The following is a 17,746-nucleotide window of genomic DNA, read 5'->3' on the forward strand; positions in this document are numbered from 1 at the left end:
TGTGGTGCAGAAAACAGGTCGATCCAAACGCGCGATTCTGGTCGTTGATGATGAACCGCTGATTCGGATCAACCTGGCGGACTTCTTCGAGGACGAGGGTTTCCTCGTGTTCGAGGCTGAGGATGCCGATGCTGCCATTGCTACTCTCGAGGCAAACCCATCCATCCAGATCGTGATAACGGACGTCCAGATGCCGGGCTCTATGGATGGCATCAAGCTCGCCCACTGCGTTCGTGACCGGTATTCGCCCACTTTGCTGGTAATCGCTTCGGGCGCTGTGAGGCTCTCGCCAGAAGAGTTGCCGAGCCGAACCATGTTTCTGGCCAAGCCCTTCGATTCTCGCTTTGTGCTTGAGGAAATTGAGCGTCTCACCTGACCTACAGCGGGTGCGTTACGTTACGATGCCGTAACGGACTGACTTCAATCGACTTTCATGGCTTGTTAACCCTCGGGAAGATAGCAGCGCCCTCTTCACCGGTTCGGATCAACGCGCCGGACCAGGGATAGCTTTGGACATGAACCCGGTCGCAGCACTGCTGACCGCCGATCGTGATGCAGAACGATCGGCGGCGATTGACGATTACGACATCGGGAACTCCATCCCCGAAGCAGACTTCGATCACATCGTTGACCTTGCGAAGAAGCTCTTCGGAGCCTCTGCCGCCATGATCTCGATCGTCAAGAGCGACGTGCTCCACTTCAAGGCGCGTGCTGGTCTGGACGTCTGCACCTTGGATCCCAGGATCGCTTTCTGCGCTCACGCCTTGGACCGGAGCACGCCGCTGGTCATCGAGGACACCTGGCGCGATGTTCGATTCAGGAACAACCCGCTGGTGCTCGGCGCGCCACATGTTCGTTTTTACGCCGGTGCTCCGCTTAAGGTTGCTTCGGGACAGGTCCTCGGGACGCTGTGCATCATCGATACCGAGCCGAGAAGCTTCAGCGCGTATGACTGCGAATTGCTGCAGGGACTCGGTCAGATCGTCGTCGATCGCATCGAAGTACGCCGGCAGAAGCGCCAGCTTGCTCGCCAAGCTTACTACGACGAACTGACGGGCTTGGCGAACCGAATGCAGCTCCATCAGCATGCTCGCGATCACCTGGCGGCTGACACGCCACTCGCGGTTCTCCTGTTCGATCTGGATGGCTTCAAAGACGTGAACGACGTATTCGGTCATGCGACCGGCGACTCGCTTCTACGCGCCATCGGCGAGCGGCTAACGGGCCTTCTGGAGCCTGATCAGTTGCTTGCGCGATTGGGAGGCGATGAATTTGTCGTACTCGCGCCCGGCGTGACGGATCCGAGAGCTGCTTGGGCTGTCGCCGATCGCTTAGGGTCGGGCTTCGACAGCGGCTACCAGGTCGATGGCCAGGAGCTCAGGCTGGATACCTGCATCGGCGTTGCGCTTTCGCCGTACCATGGCGACACGATCGAGAAGCTCGTCTGCCATGCAGATCTGGCCCTATACCGGGCTAAGGAGAAAGGTGGCGGTGCGATCGCTTTTTACGAGCCCCACCTGCGACGGGAGGTCGAAAATCGCCAGCAGCTGCAGCACGAGTTACGCCGCGCCTTTGACCGGGGCGAGTTCGAGCTGTTCTACCAGCCCCAGGTTCGCCTGTCTGACGAGAGCATCGTCGGCGTCGAGGCCCTGCTACGCTGGCACCATCCCAAACTTGGTTTGCTGACGCCGGGCCATTTCCTTCCCGTGCTCGACATGATGCCGCTGGCGACAAGCGTGGGCCAATGGGCGCTCGATACTGCTTTCGCTCAGGCCGCTCGTTGGGCGGCTTGTGGTCGGCCGCTGCGCGTCGGGATCAACCTGTTCGGCTCACAATTTCGCTCATCGTCATTGCCCGAGCAGGTCGCCGCGTTGATCGCACGACATGGTGTGCGGCCTGAGCTGATCGAGCTTGAGCTGACCGAAAATCTCGCAGTACGGAATATCCGAGGTGTTGCCGAGACCCTGAAGGGGCTCCGTAAACTAGGCGTCGGCATCGCGCTCGACGATTTCGGCACCGGCTATGCCTCGATGAACGTTCTGAAAGAGTTTCCGATTACGCGGCTTAAGGTGGATAAGGGCTTCGTTGCCGAGATCGCAGCTACCGCGGATAAGTCGGCGGTAGTCGATAGCATCCTTGCGCTCGGCCGCGCCTTTCAGCTGCCTGTCATCGCAGAAGGCATCGAGGCCGCCGTGCAAGCGCACTGGCTAGACGCGAAAGGCTGTGATGAGGGGCAGGGGTGGTTGTACGGGAAGCCCATGCCAGCAGCCGAACTGGAGCGGCTAAGGCATTTGGATGAACTGCCTCTGCTTGAGTGCGCCTGAGCCGGTCTTTAACCGACAGCGGCTCTGCTTGCCTCGGATACTACTAAGCCTTGCAAGCGGCCACGAAAGGTGCCAAATAATCCCTGCGACAGCTGGGTCTGTGGCGCACGGCCTGCCATCTGGCGGGCTTTGTCGTTTCTGGAGGTATGCGCGGCGATCAGCGTAGGCTCTACCTCTGACCGCTTCAGGCAGCTTACCGTTTAGCTGGACACACAGCGCTGTTGTTATAGAGCGACCTCGCACGACGGGACGCTCGGATACACTATTTGCCGACTTCGAGCGCCACTCTGCCGATGCGCACGTGGTTGCGAAGAGCATAAGGCGGGACAGACGGCCGACAAGCGCCGACCATCTGTGCTACAGCCTTGCTACGAAATCGAGGTGCTATCCCTTTGGCGGGTAGGGATCATGCCCATAGGTCCACTCTGTCTGCCATTTGCCGTCATGGCCTTGGACAAGCACCTGTGCATCGTGGCCTTTTTTTCCGCTGCTATTGGCCGCATCTACAGCAGCCTTCATTGCGGCCGCTTGCGTGGGATATTCATAATCCGTCTCGCTGTGCCTTACCTTCCAGCCGGTACCTGATTTGAGAACGTAGTAAATTGCGCGTGCCATTTCTCTCTCCTAAGCCACTGGGCTCAGGAGAGAGTGTGCTTGGTATTAGCCGATTCGACTAGAGCGTTGCTTTGCTTTTAGCTGCTGCTTAGTCGCATCAATGCAGCCACCATGCCCCCCTTTGAGTCCTTCCAGCGCCGCAGGGTAATACGGGGGGCAAAGGCCCGGAAAATTTCTAGGCACGAAAGTCGCCTTAGTTCTTCCTTCTAGACCTCAAAAACGGCTGTTTCCCGCGGCTTTTCGGCTCTGGAGCAGGGAAGTAGATGGAAATCGACCTCGAAGAACCCAGCCGGCCGCAGCTCGCGGCCGTGTTTCAGGTCTCCAGCCGCTGGATCGGGGAGCTTCGGTACCAGGGCAAGATGCCGGCGGATGACGGTTCGCTGCTGGAGAACATCGAGGCCTGGGCCGCCATCAAATACGACGGCGCAGCAGCTGATCCGTGAGATGGCCCCCTAAATGACCTGGCAGGACCTCGCTCTTAGATAAGAGTGAGGCATATGACTGACGGCCCGACCAGGCGTTACAATGACGGGGAGGTTCTCTCAGGTGTTCAGCGCCGGAGGCGATGGACACCGGAGGAGAAGGTCCGGATCGTCGAGGAGACGTATTTGCCGGGGATGAGCGTGTCGCTCGTTGCCCGTCAGCACGGCATCAGCGGCAGCCAGGTGTTCACCTGGCGCAGGCTGATGAGCCAGGGCGCGTTGACCGCCGCGGCAGCTGGCGAAGAAGTGGTGCCGGCGTCCGAGTATCGCGCCCTGGAGGCGCAGGTGCGCGAGCTGCAACGGTTGCTCGGCAAGAAGGCCATGGAGAACGAACTGCTCCGCGAGGTCGTGTTCCGGGCCGCAGGCCAAAAAAAACTGTTGCTGCCGCTCGACCTCGTTGCCGGGGGTTGGTCTGTGACCGCCGTTGCCGACGCGCTCGACATCAGCCGCCAGCATCTATCCGCGATGCGCAACAGGCCGCCTCCACGACCGCGTGGACGACCGCCGCTGCCGGACGCCGAGCTGGTCGCCGACATCCGCATGCTCATCGCCGGCCTGCCCACCTACGGCTATCGTCGCGTGCATGCCTTGCTGCGCCGCAAGGCGAAGAAGAATGGACGCGCAGCGCCCAATGCCAAGCGCGTCTACCGCGTCATGAAGGTGCACGGGCTGCTGCTCCGGCGGGACGGCGAACATCGCGAGGAACGGCGCCACCACGGGCGGGGCGCCGTCGACCAGCGCAACACCCGCTGGTGTTCCCGACGGGCTGGAGATCGCGTGCGACAACGGCGAGAAGGTGCGCGTCGCCTCCGCGCTGGACTGTTGCGACCGGGAGGCGATGGGGCAAGTAGCCACGACGGGCGGCATCACCGCCGAGGGCGTTCAGGACCTGATGGTTGCCACCGTCGAGCATCGCTACGGCCGCGTGAACCGTGTGCCCGAGCCGATCGAGTGGCTGACGGATAACGGCAGCGCTACACTGCTCGCGACACCCGCACCTTCGCCCGTGACATCGGGCTGGTCCCGCGAACGACGCCTGTCAGCAGCCCACAATCCAACGGCATGGCAGAGGCGTTCGTCCGCACCCTCAAGCGCGACTACGTTCGCGTGAACCCCAGGCCTGATGCGCAGACCGTCATGGCGCAGCTGCCAGGCTGGCTCGCCCACTACAACGAGGTGCACCCGCATCGCGCTCTGGGCTATCGTTCACCCCGCGAGTACATCGCGCAAACCCGCGAGGCCCCGTCAGGTCTTCAGGGGGCAACAACAATCCGGAAGCGCTCGACAAGGAACGGGAGCAGGCGCGCCTGGCCAAAGAGCAGGCCGACGCCAAGGCGATGGACAATGCCGAGCGCCGCCGCGAACTCGCATCGCTGCCGGACATGATCGCTGCCGGCGCTGGCGTGATCGTGATGATCGTCGCCCAGCTCCAACAGGTTGGCGCCCGCGTTGCCAAGGGTGACACGAAGCTGCGCGCCCGGGTCGATGCCGAGATCAACAACGTCCTCACCGACTTGAGCATGGCGCGGATTGAGGAGGCGCGGGGCGGGGGCTTCGATGACAGCGAGCCCGAAGAAGAAGGGGGCGATTGAGCCTTACCAGGCACCGGGCGCGCATGGTGTAGCGCTCGCCCGCGCGTGGCTGGCTGCATGCAAGCCGCGCGAACGGCCCCCGCTGTCCAAGTTCATGGTCGAGCATGCGCGTTCCGACGATGGTGCTCGCATCCGGCCGTTCCCCTTCCAGGCGGACATCGCCGACGCGTTCACCGATCCGGAAACGTCGCAGCTGTCGGTGCGCAAGAGCAGCCGCATTGGCTACTCGACGATCCTGCAGTGCTTCGTCGCCTGGCGCATCAAGTTCGACCCCGCTCGCACGCTGATCTACCAGCCGACCATCGACGACGCGGAGAAGTTCAGTCGCGACGATCTGGACCCGGTGCTGCAATGGCCGGTCGTCCGTTCGGTTGCGACCTTCAAGCCGCGGCATGCCGACAACCAGATTCGGGCCAAGCGCTACAAGGGCGGCTGGATCCAGATCAAAGGCGCGAACAGCCCCAAGGAGTTCAGGCGCGTCACCTCCGATGACGTCTTCCTTGAGGAATGCGACGGCTATCCGTGGGCGTCGAAGGAAGAGGGCGACCCGGCCCGGCTGGCGTACAAGCGCAACCTGACATCGCCCCGCCGGTTCAGCGCGGCTGGCTCGACGCCGAAGGTGAAGGGCTTCAGCCGGATCGACGATCTGTTTGAGTTGGGCAGCCAGGAGTTTCGTTACGTCCCATGCCCGCACTGCGGCGAGATGCAGCAGCTGGTGTTCGGCGACGGCACGGGCGCTGGCATCCGGTGGGAGCCAAAGGAGAATCCGACCCGCGCCTGGTACCGGTGCGTCAACGGCTGCGACATCGACGAAGCCGACAAGGCGGCGATGGACGAAGCCGGTGAGTGGCGGGCGCACAACCCCGCGGCGTTCCCGCGGCACCGCTCGTTCCACATCTGGGCGGCCTACAGCCAGCACCCCGGCGCCGCCTGGCTGGAGATCGCGCGCGAGTTCATGGAGGTCCGCAAGGATCCGAACCTGCTGCGCACCTTCGTCAACCAGGTGCTCGGCGAGGCATGGGCCGAGCGCGGCGAGGCTCCGGAGTGGCAGCGCCTCTACGATCGCCGGGAGAAGGCGATGCGGCTGGGAACGCCATCGGCGAAGGCTGGGCTGTTGGTCGGCGCTGCCGACGTGCAGCGCGGCGGTGGCGGGCGCATCGATCTCGACATTTGGGCTTTCGGACCGAACGGCCGGCGCGAGTTTGTGGAGCGGATCGAGGTCTTTGGGCCGATCTCGGACAAGAAGACTTGGAAGAAGCTCGACGTGGAGGTTGCCCGCACCTGGGAGACCGAGCACGGTCGCTCGATGCGGCTTGCGCGGTCGCGATCGATTCTGGCGACGGCGAGAACACCATGGAGGTGTACGCCTGGGCCCGGCGCCACCCCGGTTTCGCGATGGCGGTGAAGGGCCGCCATCAGATCAGCGCCAACCAGCCGATCGGCTCACCGAGCTGGCAGGACGTCACGCTGAACGGCCGCAAGCTCAAGCGCGGCGTGCGGCTGTGGAACATCGGCACCTCGATGCTGAAGCTCGAACTGTTCGGCGACCTGGAGAAGGACAAACCGGTCGACGGCGAGGATTACCCCGACGGGTACGTCTACCCGCCGGAGGGCACCACCGATGAATGGGTCAAGCAGCTGGTGGCGGAGGAACTCCGCATCATCCGGCTGCGCAGCGGCGGTTTCCGTCGGGAATGGCACAAGGTCCGAAATCAGAACGAGGCGCTGGATAACGCGGTCTATGCCCGCGCCAGCGCCTTCTCGCTGGGTGTCGACCGGTGGCGGGAACCATCGTAGAGAGCGGCGCGGTCGTGATGCGCCGGCGCTGGCGCCGCGCCTCCGATCGGCTGCCGCTGCCGTTCCAGTTGCAGGTGATCGAGCCGGATTACATCGACCCGTCCAAGCATGGGCCGCTGTCGACCGCGCCGGGCGTACAGGCGGATACCTGATTAACGGCGTGCAGTTCAATCCGCTGGGTGGGCGCGAGGGGTACTGGCTCTACAACGGCCATCCTGGGGGGCGGTCGCACCGACGCGCTGGGCTCGACCTTCGTGAAGGCCGCGGACGTCGCGCACATCTTCCGCGCCGATCGCCCGGAGATGGAGCACGGCGCTACTTGGTTCGCACCCGTCATCCTGCGGATGAAGGACTTCGGCGACTTCGAGGATGCGCAGCTGACGCGCCAGAAGCTCGCCAGTGCCTTCGTGGGCGTCGTGACGGGCGAGGATCCGGACGGGGTGATCCCCGGCATCGCGCAGGAGGAGGGAGGGCCGGACGATCGCGAGCCGCTCGACTACATCGAACCCGGCACCTTCCAGTATGCCCGCCGCCGTGAGGAATTGACCTTCTCCAGCCCGCCGGGCGTCGACGGGTACGCCGACTGTACCAAGGTGTCGCTGCGCGCGGTCAGCGCCGGACTGGGTGTACCCTACGAGGCACTGACCGGCGACCTGTCCAACGTGAACTTCTCGTCCGGGCGCATGGGGTGGCTGGAATACCAACGGTCGCTCGCCGCCTGGCAGTGGACGATGTTTATTCCGCAGTTCTGCGGCGCCGTGGCGGTCTGGCTGATCGACGCCTTTGCGATGATCGGTGAGGATGTCGAGGGTGTCACCGTGCGGTGGACGCCTCCAGGTCGCGAGATGATCAACCCTGCCGAAGAGGTGAAGGCGACCCGAAACGCCATCCGCTCTGCACAGGACACGATCTCCGCCGCGGCACGCCGCTGAGGTGAGGATCCCGACACCTTCCTCGCCGAGTGGAAGGCCGATGCCGAGAAGATCGACAAGCTCGGGCTCATTTTCGACTGCGACCCGCGGCACGTGACCGCTGTCGGCAACCCTGCGGAGCAAGAACTCTCCGCCCAGCCCGCAACCCCAGGGGGCCTGAATGACTGAAATCCTGATCTACGGGATCGTCGGCGACAGCTGGGACGGTCTCGACGCTAACACGCTCGTCCCGCTCATCTCGGACGGCGACGACGACCTTAGCCTGCGCATCAACAGCCCGGGCGGCTACGTCATGGAAGGCCTGGCGATCTTCAACGCCGTCATCCGTGAGAAGAAGAAGGGGCGCAAGGTCACCTGCCACATCGACGGACTTGCTGCGTCAATGGCTTCGATCATCGCCATGGCTGGCGAGGAAATCATCATGGCCGACTATGCCCTGATGATGATCCACAATCCGTGGGATTGTGCCTGCGACGATGCGGCCGAACTGCGCCGCGCTGCCGACAAGCTCGATCGGCTGCGTGACCAGCTGGTCGGCATCTACGCCGGCCGCACCGGCATGTCCGCGGAGAATCTCATCCTTCTGCTGGATGCCGAGACCTGGTTCACGGCCGAGCAGGCGCTCGAGCAGAACTTCATCACGCCGATCAGTGAGGCCGCTACCGCGTCGGCCGCGATCAACGTCAAAGCATTCGGGTTTCGCAAGATCCCGGACAGCCCTCTCGTCACCACCCTGGCGCTGGCGAGCACCCGGACGGCTCCCGCCGCTCCGCCCCCGCAGAAGGAAACCACCATGCCTCAGGGTACCCAGCCGGGCGGCGAAAATTAGCCGCCCGCCGACATCATCACCGCAGCCGACGCGCAGGCGCGTGCCGACGCCGCTGTGGTTGCGGAGCGCCAGCGCGTCGCCGGCATCCGCGCGCTCGCCACCAAGCACAAGCTTCCCGCCGATTTCATCGACGGTCTGGTCGTCGATGGTCCGGAGCTCGCTGCCGCCCGTGAGAAGATCCTCGACAAGCTCGCCGAGGAAGGCGACGCGGCCAACATCGGTCACAACAGCCCGGCGCGGGTGGGCAATGTCCGTCACTGGCTGGGCAGAACATGGTCGCGGCTGCCGTAGAGCCTGCAGCCGTAGCTCTGCTCGGCTTGAACGTGGCGATCATGCCCGCGCTGTTCGGGGTTTCCGGCGTGGTGCTGGGGCGATGCATTGCGCAGTCCGTCCGCCGCGAGGGCGAAGAGCGCGTCACCAGCCGCACCAGCATCGCGCTGACCGCATTGTTCGGCATGGCGATGGTCGCGATCTCGGCCTACATGCAACTGACGCCATTCCACGCGCTCGGCGTCGGAGCAGCTGCGGGCTTCATCGGGCTGGGCCCGCTTGAGTTCATCGCCGAGCAATTCTCAGAGCGCCTGCGCGGCGCGATCGACGGTTTCTTCAACCCGCGCAAGTAGCAGGCGATGATCAAGGCGCTCGGAGCTCCGGCTCCAGCAGAACCGCCGATCACGTCGGCAGAGGGCGATGACGCGGCCGAGATCGAGCGGCTGACCGACGAGCCGCACAGGCACGGATGAGAAAATGCCCCACCTGCAGGGGCAGGCGGAGCAGGTTCTAGGAGAGGAGGGCCGGTTTCATAAAGAAAGCCGGACAAAAGTTATTCTGACAGGGCATTATTACGCTAAGATGAATACTTTAGTGAAAGGATCCCGTACTTTTCCCCCAATCCGCTCGACGTTTACCAAGTTTCCGAGGCTGTGATCGCGCAGCCGAATTGCTCTGACGGTCCGAGTGGCGCCGGCAGCTGCGCTGCCGGCTCAGCATCTTTTCCCACTCTCGAGCCTGAGCCTCGTGCCGGAGACGTCGAGCCTCCCGCCTCTGGAGTTTACGGTCCCGTTGCCGCTTCTGCCAAAGGAGCGCGGCTAAGGTGGCAGCGATCGCTGCCACTAGGAAGAATGTTAACGACATAAGGCACCTGTACGCTTCGACGCGCTTACGCTGCGCGCCGCACCCTGAACCTCCTGCGACTTGCACCGATCCGCGCCTTATGGCGGGTATGCCACAGCTGATCGGAGCGAGCGGCAAGCCGTTCTATCGAGAGGACGGCTGCTGGCCGTATACGGGCTGGGTTGCCCGCGTACTAAAACCGAAGAAGTCACCCCGGCTGTCATGTTGCTGTCCGACAGCCGGGGCGCGAGCGCGCGTAGGACTTATCGCGCTCGGCTGGATCAATCCTGCCGAACTGTGGCGCGATGATGCGCTTCGTGCGTCAACGGAGCGGCGCCGCGTGGCTGCACGACGCTCGATCAGCGGTGATGTTCAAGAAAAACCCCGCCTGCACCGGGGGAGAGAGGCAGGCGGGGTATGGGGTCCCATGCGTAACCGGACGTGCGGATAACCTTCGGCCGCTGTCTTGGTTCCGAGCAAGCGCTGGCGAGATGTCGCCCCGGCCCTTCGTGTTGCTGCCCGTGAGCCGGGGCGACGGTGCCGGGGAAAATCCGCAGCCCTTCAGAGGCTTGGACCTCAATGGTTGCGAGAAAGTGAATGCTGCGCTGCCGCAACTCTGCACGCCGCCCGGGCCGCTATCCCACATGAAAGGACCAACCATGGCAAAGACGGCGACCCAGATGGTCGACGAGGTGATCGCGCGCGAGGGCGATTACGTGAACGACCCGGCGGATCGAGGCGGCCCCACGCGATGGGGGGGGGCACCGAGCAGGTGGCGCGCGCCTACGGCTACAAGGGCGACATGCGCGCCCTGCCGCGCGCGCTGGCAGTCGAGATCTACCTCAAGAGGTATTGGACTAGCCCCGGCTTCGACAAGGTGGCGACGCGCGACCCAGCACTCGCGGCCGAGATGTTCGACGCGGGCGTGAACATGGGGCCGGCGCAGCGGCCAAGTTCGTGCAGCGCTCGCTGAACCTGCTCAACAACGAGGCGAAGCACTATCCCGACATTGCGGTCGACGGCGGCTTCGGGCCGCTGTCGCTGTTCTCCCTCGACAGCTACCAGCAGCGCCGGGGCCGGGACGAGGGCGGTCGTGTCTTGCTGTGGTTCGCGCGGGCCTTTCGGACGGGCCGTTATGCTGACATCGCAGAGGCGAACGGTTCTCAGGAGGTGTTCCTGTACGGCTGGGTCGCTCGCCAGGTGCGAGAAGCGGCATGACCGCCGCCCTCGCGCTGCTGCGCCGCTTCTGGTGGGCGGTGCAGATGCTGGCGCTCGGTGCCGCGCTGCTCGCTGCGCCCGCGACGCTGGCGGATCGCACCGCCACCCTGCGGGCTGAGCGCTCCGCTTGGACGTCTGCACTCGACGACGCGGAAGGCACGGTTGGCGGCAGAGCGCCGGTACGCCAGCAACCTCGCCCTGGCGGCGACCAACTATGCTGCTGGGCTCGCCGCGCGCGAGCCGATCATCGTTCGATCCACCAACACCGTGAGGGAATATGCGCAGACTGATGCTGGGGGCGGGCTGTGCCGCGATGCTGACCGGGTGCGCGCAGCCGACGCCCTCGACGCCGAGCTTGCCGAAGCTGCCGGATCCGCCGCCGGCCGCGCTGGAGCCGTGCCTGCCGAGGCCGCAGCGCCGGCAGGCGGACGGTAGCGCGACAGTGGTCGACGACGACGCGACTATCCGGGATGGTCGTTTCGACCTGGCCGCGTGCGAGGCGAAGCGCCGGCTGCTCGCGGAGGCGTGGCCGCGGTGAGAGATCTCCGGCTACACGTTCGGCCATATAGCGGCGATCATCGCACAGGCCGTTTCGATATTACTGATTCGGTGAGCGGAGTTCACCGGCCCGCGAAACATTGTTCGACGAGGCACGTCGATGACCAGTGACGTCGGTGCGTGCGGCGTTCCGAGGTCGCCGAGATGGTGAAGCGTGTGCAAGCGAGCGGTGCGCCAGCTTTAACAGATTGCAAACACCTTCTGCCCACACTCTCCCTGAAAATGGAGAGATGATGAGGCACTTAACCTGGCGGGGGCCAGCCCTCGCAACTGCGGCGATGCTCGCCGCCTGCCAGCCTGAAGACGGTGAGCGGGCAGCAATCAATGAGATCCAGGCCGCCGATGCTGTTCGACACGATGCGGAGGTCCGCGCCGAGCGGCTGAGCGAAGTGGCCGACGAGTTCGCCGTGGGCGCGAACCGCATTGGCGCCAGTCCAGGCAAAGCTCGTCGGGACCGGGCTGCTGCCGATCGTCAGGCCGCGGATAAAATCTTGAAACAGGGCGACGCAGAGGCAGAGCGGATGGACCAGAACGTAGCGGGCAAGCTTCTGCCGTAATGGTTGGAAGGTGCAGCGTTGATCGCCCTGCTCGAAGAAGATCGGCGCTGGCGTATCGGCCCAGCGATTGTGCTTCGCCCGGGGCTCTGGTGCGAGCATGATGTGTGCTCGAGGTGGAGGGGATCAGAAGGTGGCCACGTCCGGAAACGCAGCGCTTGAAATCCGTCTCGCGATTTTGGAGCGGCAAGTCGAGGCGAACAGTAAAGCGAATGAGTTCAACCTGATAACGAACGTCGTACTCGAAATCGCGCTCGCCATGAACGTCCAGGGTGAAGCGATCGGGGAGGAGCGGCTCTTCCTGGAGGCTGCGAAGCATTTCGCTGGCGGTTCCGAGGCACGGCTCGCGGTCCTTCGCTCGGCCGTTCAAGCGCTCTGCCTTCGCTTCGCCCCATAGCTGGCTTCAGCGTCCCGCAGTTCCGGGGCGTGCGCGGGCGCGACGCTGACCCTCGCCTCGATCGTGGGGCATGGGTTCCAGCTTGGATGCCTTGGGCTCGGCGAATTCGTCGATATAGTGGCCCGAGATCCGGTGCGAACGCGGATCGGGCAGCGGCAGCACCGGCAGCTGCCCGGTGGTGGCATGGTTCAGCCCCCCCCGACAAGTTGCGCCGGTGCGAGCCCGGTGAGATCGTTGATCTGGTTCGCGAACCGCAGAACCCGCACGATCATATGCCGGTCGCGGTCATCAGCGCCCGGGGCGTCTGCGTCGGCTATCTGCGTAGCGATTGAGCGCAATGATCGGGAGCAAGATCGATCGCGGCTATGACGTCCGCGCTATTGCTAAGCGGGTGAAGGGCATCGACCTCGACGGCGCAACGCTCGGGCTTGTGATCCGGCTCAGCATCACGGCGCCAGGTAATGAAGGGGAGCGCCCGACCTTCCGGGCCAGTGTGGGCCTATCCGGCTGGTGACGTAGTCGTCCCGGATTAAGCGCTTCCAGCGGGCGACGCGATCGCAAGCAGGTGTTCACGGAACTCGGCCGCATCGAAGATCAGGTCGTCACCGTCCTCATGCAGCGGGACTTCGGTAGCTGTGCGAACAGCATCTTCGTGGAGCAGATCTGGGCCGTCGGCATGCGCAGGCAGGCGAAAGCCGTCTAGCTGCTCTGAACCTATCAGGCGCGCCAGCGCCAATAGACATGAGTGGATCGCCATACTGACCGCCCAATGATCCTCCTGCGACACCTTGCCGGCCATGACGCCCATCATGCGGGCCATGAAGTCGCTACGCCTTTCCTCCGGCAGGTCAGCGACAGCCTCCATGGCGGCTTGCATCAGTTCGACCGTAAGCGGTGCGGCGTTGATCTGCTTCAGCATCTTGCGCATGCAGGCATGATACCCATCGCCCTACGATCCGGGTAGGCCCGCTGATGTCGAAATCCCAATCTTGCTTTTGGACAGGGTAGATGGACAGGGTAGATTTTGAAGCCATGGTATAATCCATGGCATGCTTGAACAAGCGTCCAAAAAAGACGTGCTTTTTTACATTGGTTAAGCGCTTGATATGACGGGCTCCGTCGACTGCCCGCCGGGGCGTCTACGGACACGGCGCCAGCGATCGCTCACCAACGCGACTTGACCGGGGCACTGGTGATCACCGGGCTGTCATGGAGCTTCGTCAACTTCGATCTGCTGCTGTGGCTGCCGACCGACTTGCAGGGCCGCGGCTCCAGTTGCCTTGTAAATGATCGATGCTTTCGTGCGCCGAAGCGAATGCGTCCCGTAATCCTGAGCCGGAAGGCCGATGCCGACCACCCACTCGTGTACGAGGCGGGCATATTGCCGCGTGCTCATGTGAGCCATGTAGTCGTTTCGGCTTGGGAAGACGAAGTTGTTGAGGGTGCCGCGTCGACGCTCCAGCCACGCGCCTATCGTTTTCCGGGCCGTGTCCATCAGCTCGAACGGGACCGGACGTTTGGTCTTCTGCTGAACCACGACGGCGCGGTCACGGACGCACCCGCCGGAAACTACATCGCCGATCCGCACCTTGACCACATCGCAGCCGCGCAGCTTGCTGTCGATGGCGAAGTCGAACAGCGTTATGCTGGTCGAGCCAGAAGCGAATGGCCCAGACCTGTTGCTGCTTTAGCGCCCGCTTCGCACCGATAAGCCGACCCTCGTTCCAGGGGTGAAGTTCGTGAAAGGCGGGGTCCATCGACGAGTGACCCATCGATCTTCTCCATCGAGCCGGATCAGCCAATCGAGAGCATGTAGACCTGGTAAACCGGTGGTTCGGAAATGTGGTGGATCTAACGTCAGTGATGATGAACGAGCGGCGGGTTTCTGGCGGCGCCTCGTCGTCCCTGAGCGGCCGGAAGTGGGTCAAATTGCTGCGACGTGACTCCATCGGCTTGAGCAATTTGCCCGCGATGAACCTGGCACTAGCGGCATGGTCCAATCCCAAACATTGGGCGGGCGCAAGGGCCCGCCTCACATTCATTAAGACAGCGGCGGTTGCCCGTTTGACGCGGTAAGGCCGCCATCGACCGGCAGATTTACACCCGTCACGAATGCGCATCCTCGCTCGCCAGGAACGCTATCACCCCCGAGATGTCGGCGGGCTCGGCGCCGCGGCCCATCGGGATGCGCTCTTCGAACTTGGCGATGAGCTCAGGCTGTTCTTTCATGCCCGCGGTCAGCGCGGTGTAGGTGAGCGACGGGTTGACCGCGTTGACGCGGACGCCGTGCTTCGCCTCGTCCATCGCCAGCGCACGGGTGAGGTTGCTCACGGCCCCCTTCGCTGCGCAGTAGAAGCTGTGGTTCCAGTCGCCGCCCAGCCCGGACACCGACGAGACGTTGATGATGCAGCCCTTCGATTGACGCAGGTGCGCGATGGCCGCGCGGCTCATGTGAACGACGCCGTACAGATCGGTTTCGATCACCTTGGTGAACTCGGCGAAGTCGCCCTCGTCGACCTTGCCCAGATGATCGACGCCGGCGTCGTTGACCAGCACGTCTATCCGACCGAAGCGATCGATCGCAGCTTGGACGAGCGCCTCGCATGCAGCGCGGTCCGACACGTCGGTCTCGCGGGTTTTGACTGAGGCTTGCAATTCGCCCGCCAGTTTGTCGAGCGCGGCCTTGTCGATGTCGCCTAGCACCAGCGTTGCGCCTTCCTCGGCAAAGCGGCGCGCAGCGCCTTCATCGATCCCTGAGGCGGCACCGGTGATGACGATCACCTTGTTGAAAAAGCGCGCCATTACGCGTTCTCCGCCTGATCGCCGTGCTTGCCTTCCAGTTTCATGATTGTCCTCTCAGTATCGTTAGCGCTGGCGTTCAGCTCAGGCTGGAATGTCCTGGATGTCGGCGGTGTTGGCAGCGGCGATGCCGTTTTCGCGATGGCGAAAGTCGCTGAGCGCCTGGTATACCTGCATGCGCGCGCGCATCACGCCGCCCAGCGGGCGATGCATTTCCAGGCTATGGGCCGGGCGGAACGTCATCACCTCGTCGAAGTAGCGGACGCGGTCCGGCCCATAGGCTGACTGTCGCGGCAGTCGGATCGTGGCGACGGTCCGATACGGGCTCTCGCTCGTCGGCCAGTCGACGGACGTGTCCTCGATGGGCTGCGTTCCGGCATCGGTCCAAAGCTGCGCCCGAAGCTCGAACACCGCATCGTTGCTCTCAAAGTAATCGACCGCGGCATGGCGAAAGCCATCCTCATCCTGATGCGGGTTCAATTGCCAATCGGCGAGCGCCTTCTGCTCGGCCGCGATCGGAAAGACCCCGATCTTCGCCACATGATCGCCGAAGCGCACCGGGCACTGGCTGAAATATTCCTCGACCAGCGGGTGGCTGAAGGGGTGGCCATAGAAGTCCAGCGTCGGGCTTGGACCCGCACCAACTGCGTTCAGCACCTTATTGATGTTGCGAGCGACAGAGGCGGCCGCGCTCTTTACCCCCTCTGGCATGGAAACTGTCAGGCCTATCTTCTTGGCTTGGGAAAGGAAGCCCGCGGCGGTCCCCGCCGGGAAGGTCGTGCCACTGGCGAGGACGAAGTCCTGCGTCGGTGCGTCATAGCCGGGCAGTTTCGGGCCCTCGACGCCGAACACCTTGATCGACATGCCGCGATGGGTCGAAACGCGATCACCGAGCTTTTCACCGGGTCCTTGCGCGAAGCGGACGGCAACATCGAACGTGCCCGGCTCCGCGAAGAGGCCTTGGGCGAGTTCGGGCGGCAACCCAGGCGCGACGATGAGCTTGCCGATCACGCAAGCCGTGCTCTTTGCGTGGCTCGCCCGTACCGCGTGCCCGTCACACTTCTCGACCGTCTGGCTTTCCTGGGTCATGCCCTGGATGATGCTGTCGATGCTCCCCTGTTCGTCGGGCTCTCGTGTTTCGATGTCGGGCGAATAGCGCAGATAGGCCATGGGATGTCCGATCACTTGGCGGGCGCGAAGGAGAACAACTGGGTCTTGATCGACGGCGGTGCGCCGGGCGTGAACCAGTTGGTGTCCTGGATGTGGCTGGCGGTGACGTACATCGTTCCGTCGCGTCCTTCAGAAAAGGTGTCGGGCCAGCGCAGGCGGCGGTCGGTCAGCACCGTCTCGACGGTCGCGCCGTTCAGACGCTTGATCGCATAGTCGGTCGGCGAGGTCAGGTAGAGCACGCCCGCCTTGCTCATCCACAGGCCGTCAGCGACGTGGGTCTGCGCGACCGTCTTCACGGATGCCGCCCGGTCAGCCTCGCTGACGTCCGACCGTAACTTGGCGGTGTCGATCGCGTAGAGCGTCTTGCCGGTCAACGCCTGGTAGTAGAGCGTCTTGCCATCCTTGGAGATGGCGATGCCGTCAGCGGCGAAGGCAGGCTGACGGCCATCGGGGCGGACGAGCGGCTTGCCGTCGAGCGTCACCTTCACCGTCTTGTCGATCTGGGTCGAGGCGTGCCCGTCGAGCGCGCGGCGGCTCTTGCCGCTTTCCAGATCGATGACGATGATCGCGCCGCGCGTGCCGCTGTCGGTGATGTAGCCGGTCTTGCCGTCGGGCGAGAAGCGGATGTCGTTGAGGTAGGTGCCCTGCAGCGCCACGTCGCCAGGAACCAGAATCTTCTTCGTCACCTTGTTCGATGCCAGATCGATGCGGACGAGTTTCGGGGCACCTTCGAGGATCTTCTCGTTGCCCGGCGCACCGGGATCCAGCACCCAGAGGTTGCCATGGCCATCGGGGACGATCGACTGCACGCAGACGAAATAGTCGCCGACCGGCAGTTCGTTGGCGCGAGCGTTGCGCCAGCTGTTCCACTTGGCGTCGGGATAGGGACGCAAGGATCCGTCCTTCATCACCTCGGCAACAGAGATGGGCGCGTCGTCGGTCCAGCGGGGGAAGTTGACGAAGCGACGGCCATCCTCGGTCACCGCAACGCCGGTCGCCTGATGATCGAATTGTGCCACCTGCGTCAGCTGCGCGCTGCGTCCCTGGGCATGGGCGACGCCGGCTGCGGCAGCGGCAACCAGGCCGATGGCGGCAATCCCGGCGGCATAAGGTGCGGCTTTTTTCATGGTCAGGCTCCTGTCGATCGTATCGGTGAGCGCGGCGGGGTCGCCGGCGAAGAGGGTAAGGAGGTGGCGCACCACCGCTTGCGGGTTCTCGCGCTGCGGAAAATGGCCGACCCCGGTCATGGTGATGCGCGCGAACGGCCCGGCAAATTTTGCTCGCACGTCCGCCGCGGTCGAGGGCGGATTCACACCGTCGGCATCGCCGTGGATGTAGAGAGTCGGCAGAGACAAGGCTCTGGTCA

At 63.8% G+C, this 17,746-nt stretch carries 20 protein-coding genes and 4 pseudogenes; 17 read left to right on the forward strand and 7 right to left on the reverse strand.

Features of this window, described 5'->3' with window-relative positions; all coding sequences use genetic code 11:
- The first annotated feature begins 4 nt into the window (after positions 1–4).
- Positions 5–376 carry a response regulator gene (locus LK533_RS14945; protein WP_229363875.1) on the forward strand — a complete coding sequence of 124 codons (372 nt, stop codon included), beginning with the start codon at positions 5–7 and terminating at the stop codon, positions 374–376.
- A gap of 139 nt (positions 377–515) precedes the next feature.
- Positions 516–2,324, forward strand: coding sequence for a putative bifunctional diguanylate cyclase/phosphodiesterase (locus LK533_RS14950; protein ID WP_229363877.1), 1,809 nt, complete (start codon positions 516–518; stop codon positions 2,322–2,324).
- A gap of 384 nt (positions 2,325–2,708) precedes the next feature.
- On the opposite strand, the gene LK533_RS14955 is transcribed toward LK533_RS14950, so the two are convergent.
- Positions 2,709–2,939 carry a DUF2188 domain-containing protein gene (locus LK533_RS14955; RefSeq protein ID WP_229363878.1) on the reverse strand — a complete coding sequence of 77 codons (231 nt, stop codon included), beginning with the start codon at positions 2,937–2,939 and terminating at the stop codon, positions 2,709–2,711.
- Between the two features lie 263 nt (positions 2,940–3,202).
- Here LK533_RS14955 and LK533_RS14960 point away from each other — a divergent pair, with 263 nt between their 5' ends.
- The 12 genes and pseudogenes from LK533_RS14960 (at position 3,203) to LK533_RS15020 (ending at position 11,440) form a co-directional block, all read left to right on the forward strand.
- On the forward strand, positions 3,203–3,382 hold the full coding sequence (locus LK533_RS14960) for a hypothetical protein (RefSeq protein WP_229363879.1): 180 nt from the start codon (positions 3,203–3,205) through the stop codon (positions 3,380–3,382).
- A gap of 54 nt (positions 3,383–3,436) precedes the next feature.
- Positions 3,437–4,663, forward strand: a pseudogene (locus LK533_RS14965) (IS3 family transposase); the annotation flags it as partial.
- A 95-nt stretch (positions 4,664–4,758) separates the two neighbouring features.
- Positions 4,759–5,013, forward strand: coding sequence for a hypothetical protein (locus LK533_RS14970; protein WP_229363880.1), 255 nt, complete (start codon positions 4,759–4,761; stop codon positions 5,011–5,013).
- A gap of 94 nt (positions 5,014–5,107) precedes the next feature.
- Positions 5,108–6,810, forward strand: a pseudogene (locus LK533_RS14975) (phage terminase large subunit family protein).
- On the forward strand, positions 6,792–6,962 hold the full coding sequence (locus LK533_RS14980) for a phage portal protein (RefSeq protein ID WP_229363881.1): 171 nt from the start codon (positions 6,792–6,794) through the stop codon (positions 6,960–6,962). The pseudogene LK533_RS14975 and the gene LK533_RS14980 overlap by 19 nt, the downstream one beginning before the upstream one ends.
- Positions 6,963–6,989: 27 nt before the next feature.
- Complete coding sequence (locus LK533_RS14985; RefSeq protein WP_324255319.1) at positions 6,990–7,742, forward strand: phage portal protein; 753 nt, start codon at positions 6,990–6,992, stop codon at positions 7,740–7,742.
- 160 nt (positions 7,743–7,902) lie between these two features.
- Positions 7,903–8,571, forward strand: a complete 669-nt coding sequence (locus LK533_RS14990; RefSeq protein WP_229363883.1) for a head maturation protease, ClpP-related — start codon at positions 7,903–7,905, stop codon at positions 8,569–8,571.
- Between the two features lie 54 nt (positions 8,572–8,625).
- Complete coding sequence (locus LK533_RS14995; RefSeq protein WP_229363884.1) at positions 8,626–8,862, forward strand: hypothetical protein; 237 nt, start codon at positions 8,626–8,628, stop codon at positions 8,860–8,862.
- Positions 8,863–8,894: 32 nt separating this feature from the next.
- The gene (locus tag LK533_RS15000) at positions 8,895–9,194 is read left to right on the forward strand and encodes a hypothetical protein (RefSeq protein WP_229363885.1); all 300 of its coding nucleotides are present in this window, start codon (positions 8,895–8,897) and stop codon (positions 9,192–9,194) included.
- Positions 9,195–10,343: 1,149 nt separating this feature from the next.
- Positions 10,344–10,902: pseudogene (locus tag LK533_RS18075) on the forward strand (glycoside hydrolase family 108 protein).
- Positions 10,899–11,192: a hypothetical protein gene (locus tag LK533_RS15015; RefSeq protein ID WP_229363888.1), complete on the forward strand. Its 294-nt coding sequence runs from the start codon at positions 10,899–10,901 to the stop codon at positions 11,190–11,192. Before LK533_RS18075 ends, LK533_RS15015 begins: the two are co-directional and overlap by 4 nt.
- Positions 11,180–11,440, forward strand: a complete 261-nt coding sequence (locus LK533_RS15020; RefSeq protein WP_229363889.1) for a hypothetical protein — start codon at positions 11,180–11,182, stop codon at positions 11,438–11,440. The genes LK533_RS15015 and LK533_RS15020 overlap by 13 nt, the downstream gene beginning before the upstream one ends.
- 262 nt (positions 11,441–11,702) lie before the next feature.
- On the opposite strand, the gene LK533_RS15025 is transcribed toward LK533_RS15020, so the two are convergent.
- Complete coding sequence (locus tag LK533_RS15025; RefSeq protein ID WP_229363890.1) at positions 11,703–12,116, reverse strand: hypothetical protein; 414 nt, start codon at positions 12,114–12,116, stop codon at positions 11,703–11,705.
- A 31-nt stretch (positions 12,117–12,147) separates the two neighbouring features.
- Here LK533_RS15025 and LK533_RS15030 point away from each other — a divergent pair, with 31 nt between their 5' ends.
- The 3 genes from LK533_RS15030 (at position 12,148) to LK533_RS15040 (ending at position 12,925) form a co-directional block, all read left to right on the forward strand.
- Entirely contained in the window at positions 12,148–12,411 is a 264-nt protein-coding gene (locus tag LK533_RS15030; RefSeq protein ID WP_229363891.1) for a hypothetical protein, read from the forward strand.
- A gap of 86 nt (positions 12,412–12,497) precedes the next feature.
- Complete coding sequence (locus LK533_RS15035; protein WP_229363892.1) at positions 12,498–12,743, forward strand: HIRAN domain-containing protein; 246 nt, start codon at positions 12,498–12,500, stop codon at positions 12,741–12,743.
- 5 nt (positions 12,744–12,748) lie between these two features.
- Positions 12,749–12,925 (forward strand): hypothetical protein, encoded by a 177-nt coding sequence (locus tag LK533_RS15040; protein WP_229363893.1) that lies wholly within the window; start codon positions 12,749–12,751, stop codon positions 12,923–12,925.
- Between the two features lie 15 nt (positions 12,926–12,940).
- Here the strand turns inward: LK533_RS15040 and LK533_RS15045 are convergent, their stop codons facing one another.
- The 5 genes and pseudogenes from LK533_RS15045 to LK533_RS15065 form a co-directional block, all read right to left on the reverse strand.
- A complete protein-coding gene (locus tag LK533_RS15045) occupies positions 12,941–13,339 on the reverse strand; it encodes a hypothetical protein (RefSeq protein ID WP_229363894.1) in 399 nt (132 codons plus the stop codon).
- 342 nt (positions 13,340–13,681) lie between these two features.
- Positions 13,682–14,183 (reverse strand): annotated as a pseudogene (locus tag LK533_RS15050) (tyrosine-type recombinase/integrase); the annotation flags it as partial.
- 334 nt (positions 14,184–14,517) lie between these two features.
- Entirely contained in the window at positions 14,518–15,192 is a 675-nt protein-coding gene (locus LK533_RS15055; protein WP_229363895.1) for an SDR family NAD(P)-dependent oxidoreductase, read from the reverse strand.
- A 102-nt stretch (positions 15,193–15,294) separates the two neighbouring features.
- Positions 15,295–16,395, reverse strand: coding sequence for a catalase family protein (locus tag LK533_RS15060; protein WP_229363896.1), 1,101 nt, complete (start codon positions 16,393–16,395; stop codon positions 15,295–15,297).
- Positions 16,392–17,735: an L-dopachrome tautomerase-related protein gene (locus tag LK533_RS15065; protein WP_229363897.1), complete on the reverse strand. Its 1,344-nt coding sequence runs from the start codon at positions 17,733–17,735 to the stop codon at positions 16,392–16,394. Before LK533_RS15065 ends, LK533_RS15060 begins: the two co-directional genes overlap by 4 nt.
- Positions 17,736–17,746 lie beyond the last annotated feature (11 nt).

The organism is Sphingomonas sp. PL-96 (assembly GCF_020707215.1).
Lineage (GTDB): Bacteria > Pseudomonadota > Alphaproteobacteria > Sphingomonadales > Sphingomonadaceae > Sphingomonas.

Bases quoted from the DNA above. Each gene is read 5' to 3' on its own strand.
- LK533_RS14950 (WP_229363877.1), top strand. From the start codon at position 516: ATGAACCCGGTCGCAGCACTGCTGACCGCCGATCGTGATGCAGAACGA.
- LK533_RS14955 (WP_229363878.1), bottom strand. From the start codon at position 2,939: ATGGCACGCGCAATTTACTACGTTCTCAAATCAGGTACCGGCTGGAAG.
- LK533_RS14960 (WP_229363879.1), top strand. From the start codon at position 3,203: ATGGAAATCGACCTCGAAGAACCCAGCCGGCCGCAGCTCGCGGCCGTG.
- LK533_RS14970 (WP_229363880.1), top strand. From the start codon at position 4,759: ATGGACAATGCCGAGCGCCGCCGCGAACTCGCATCGCTGCCGGACATG.
- LK533_RS14990 (WP_229363883.1), top strand. From the start codon at position 7,903: ATGACTGAAATCCTGATCTACGGGATCGTCGGCGACAGCTGGGACGGT.
- LK533_RS15015 (WP_229363888.1), top strand. From the start codon at position 10,899: ATGACCGCCGCCCTCGCGCTGCTGCGCCGCTTCTGGTGGGCGGTGCAG.
- LK533_RS15020 (WP_229363889.1), top strand. From the start codon at position 11,180: ATGCGCAGACTGATGCTGGGGGCGGGCTGTGCCGCGATGCTGACCGGG.
- LK533_RS15025 (WP_229363890.1), bottom strand. From the start codon at position 12,116: ATGCTCGCACCAGAGCCCCGGGCGAAGCACAATCGCTGGGCCGATACG.
- LK533_RS15035 (WP_229363892.1), top strand. From the start codon at position 12,498: ATGCCTTGGGCTCGGCGAATTCGTCGATATAGTGGCCCGAGATCCGGT.
- LK533_RS15040 (WP_229363893.1), top strand. From the start codon at position 12,749: ATGATCGGGAGCAAGATCGATCGCGGCTATGACGTCCGCGCTATTGCT.
- LK533_RS15045 (WP_229363894.1), bottom strand. From the start codon at position 13,339: ATGCGCAAGATGCTGAAGCAGATCAACGCCGCACCGCTTACGGTCGAA.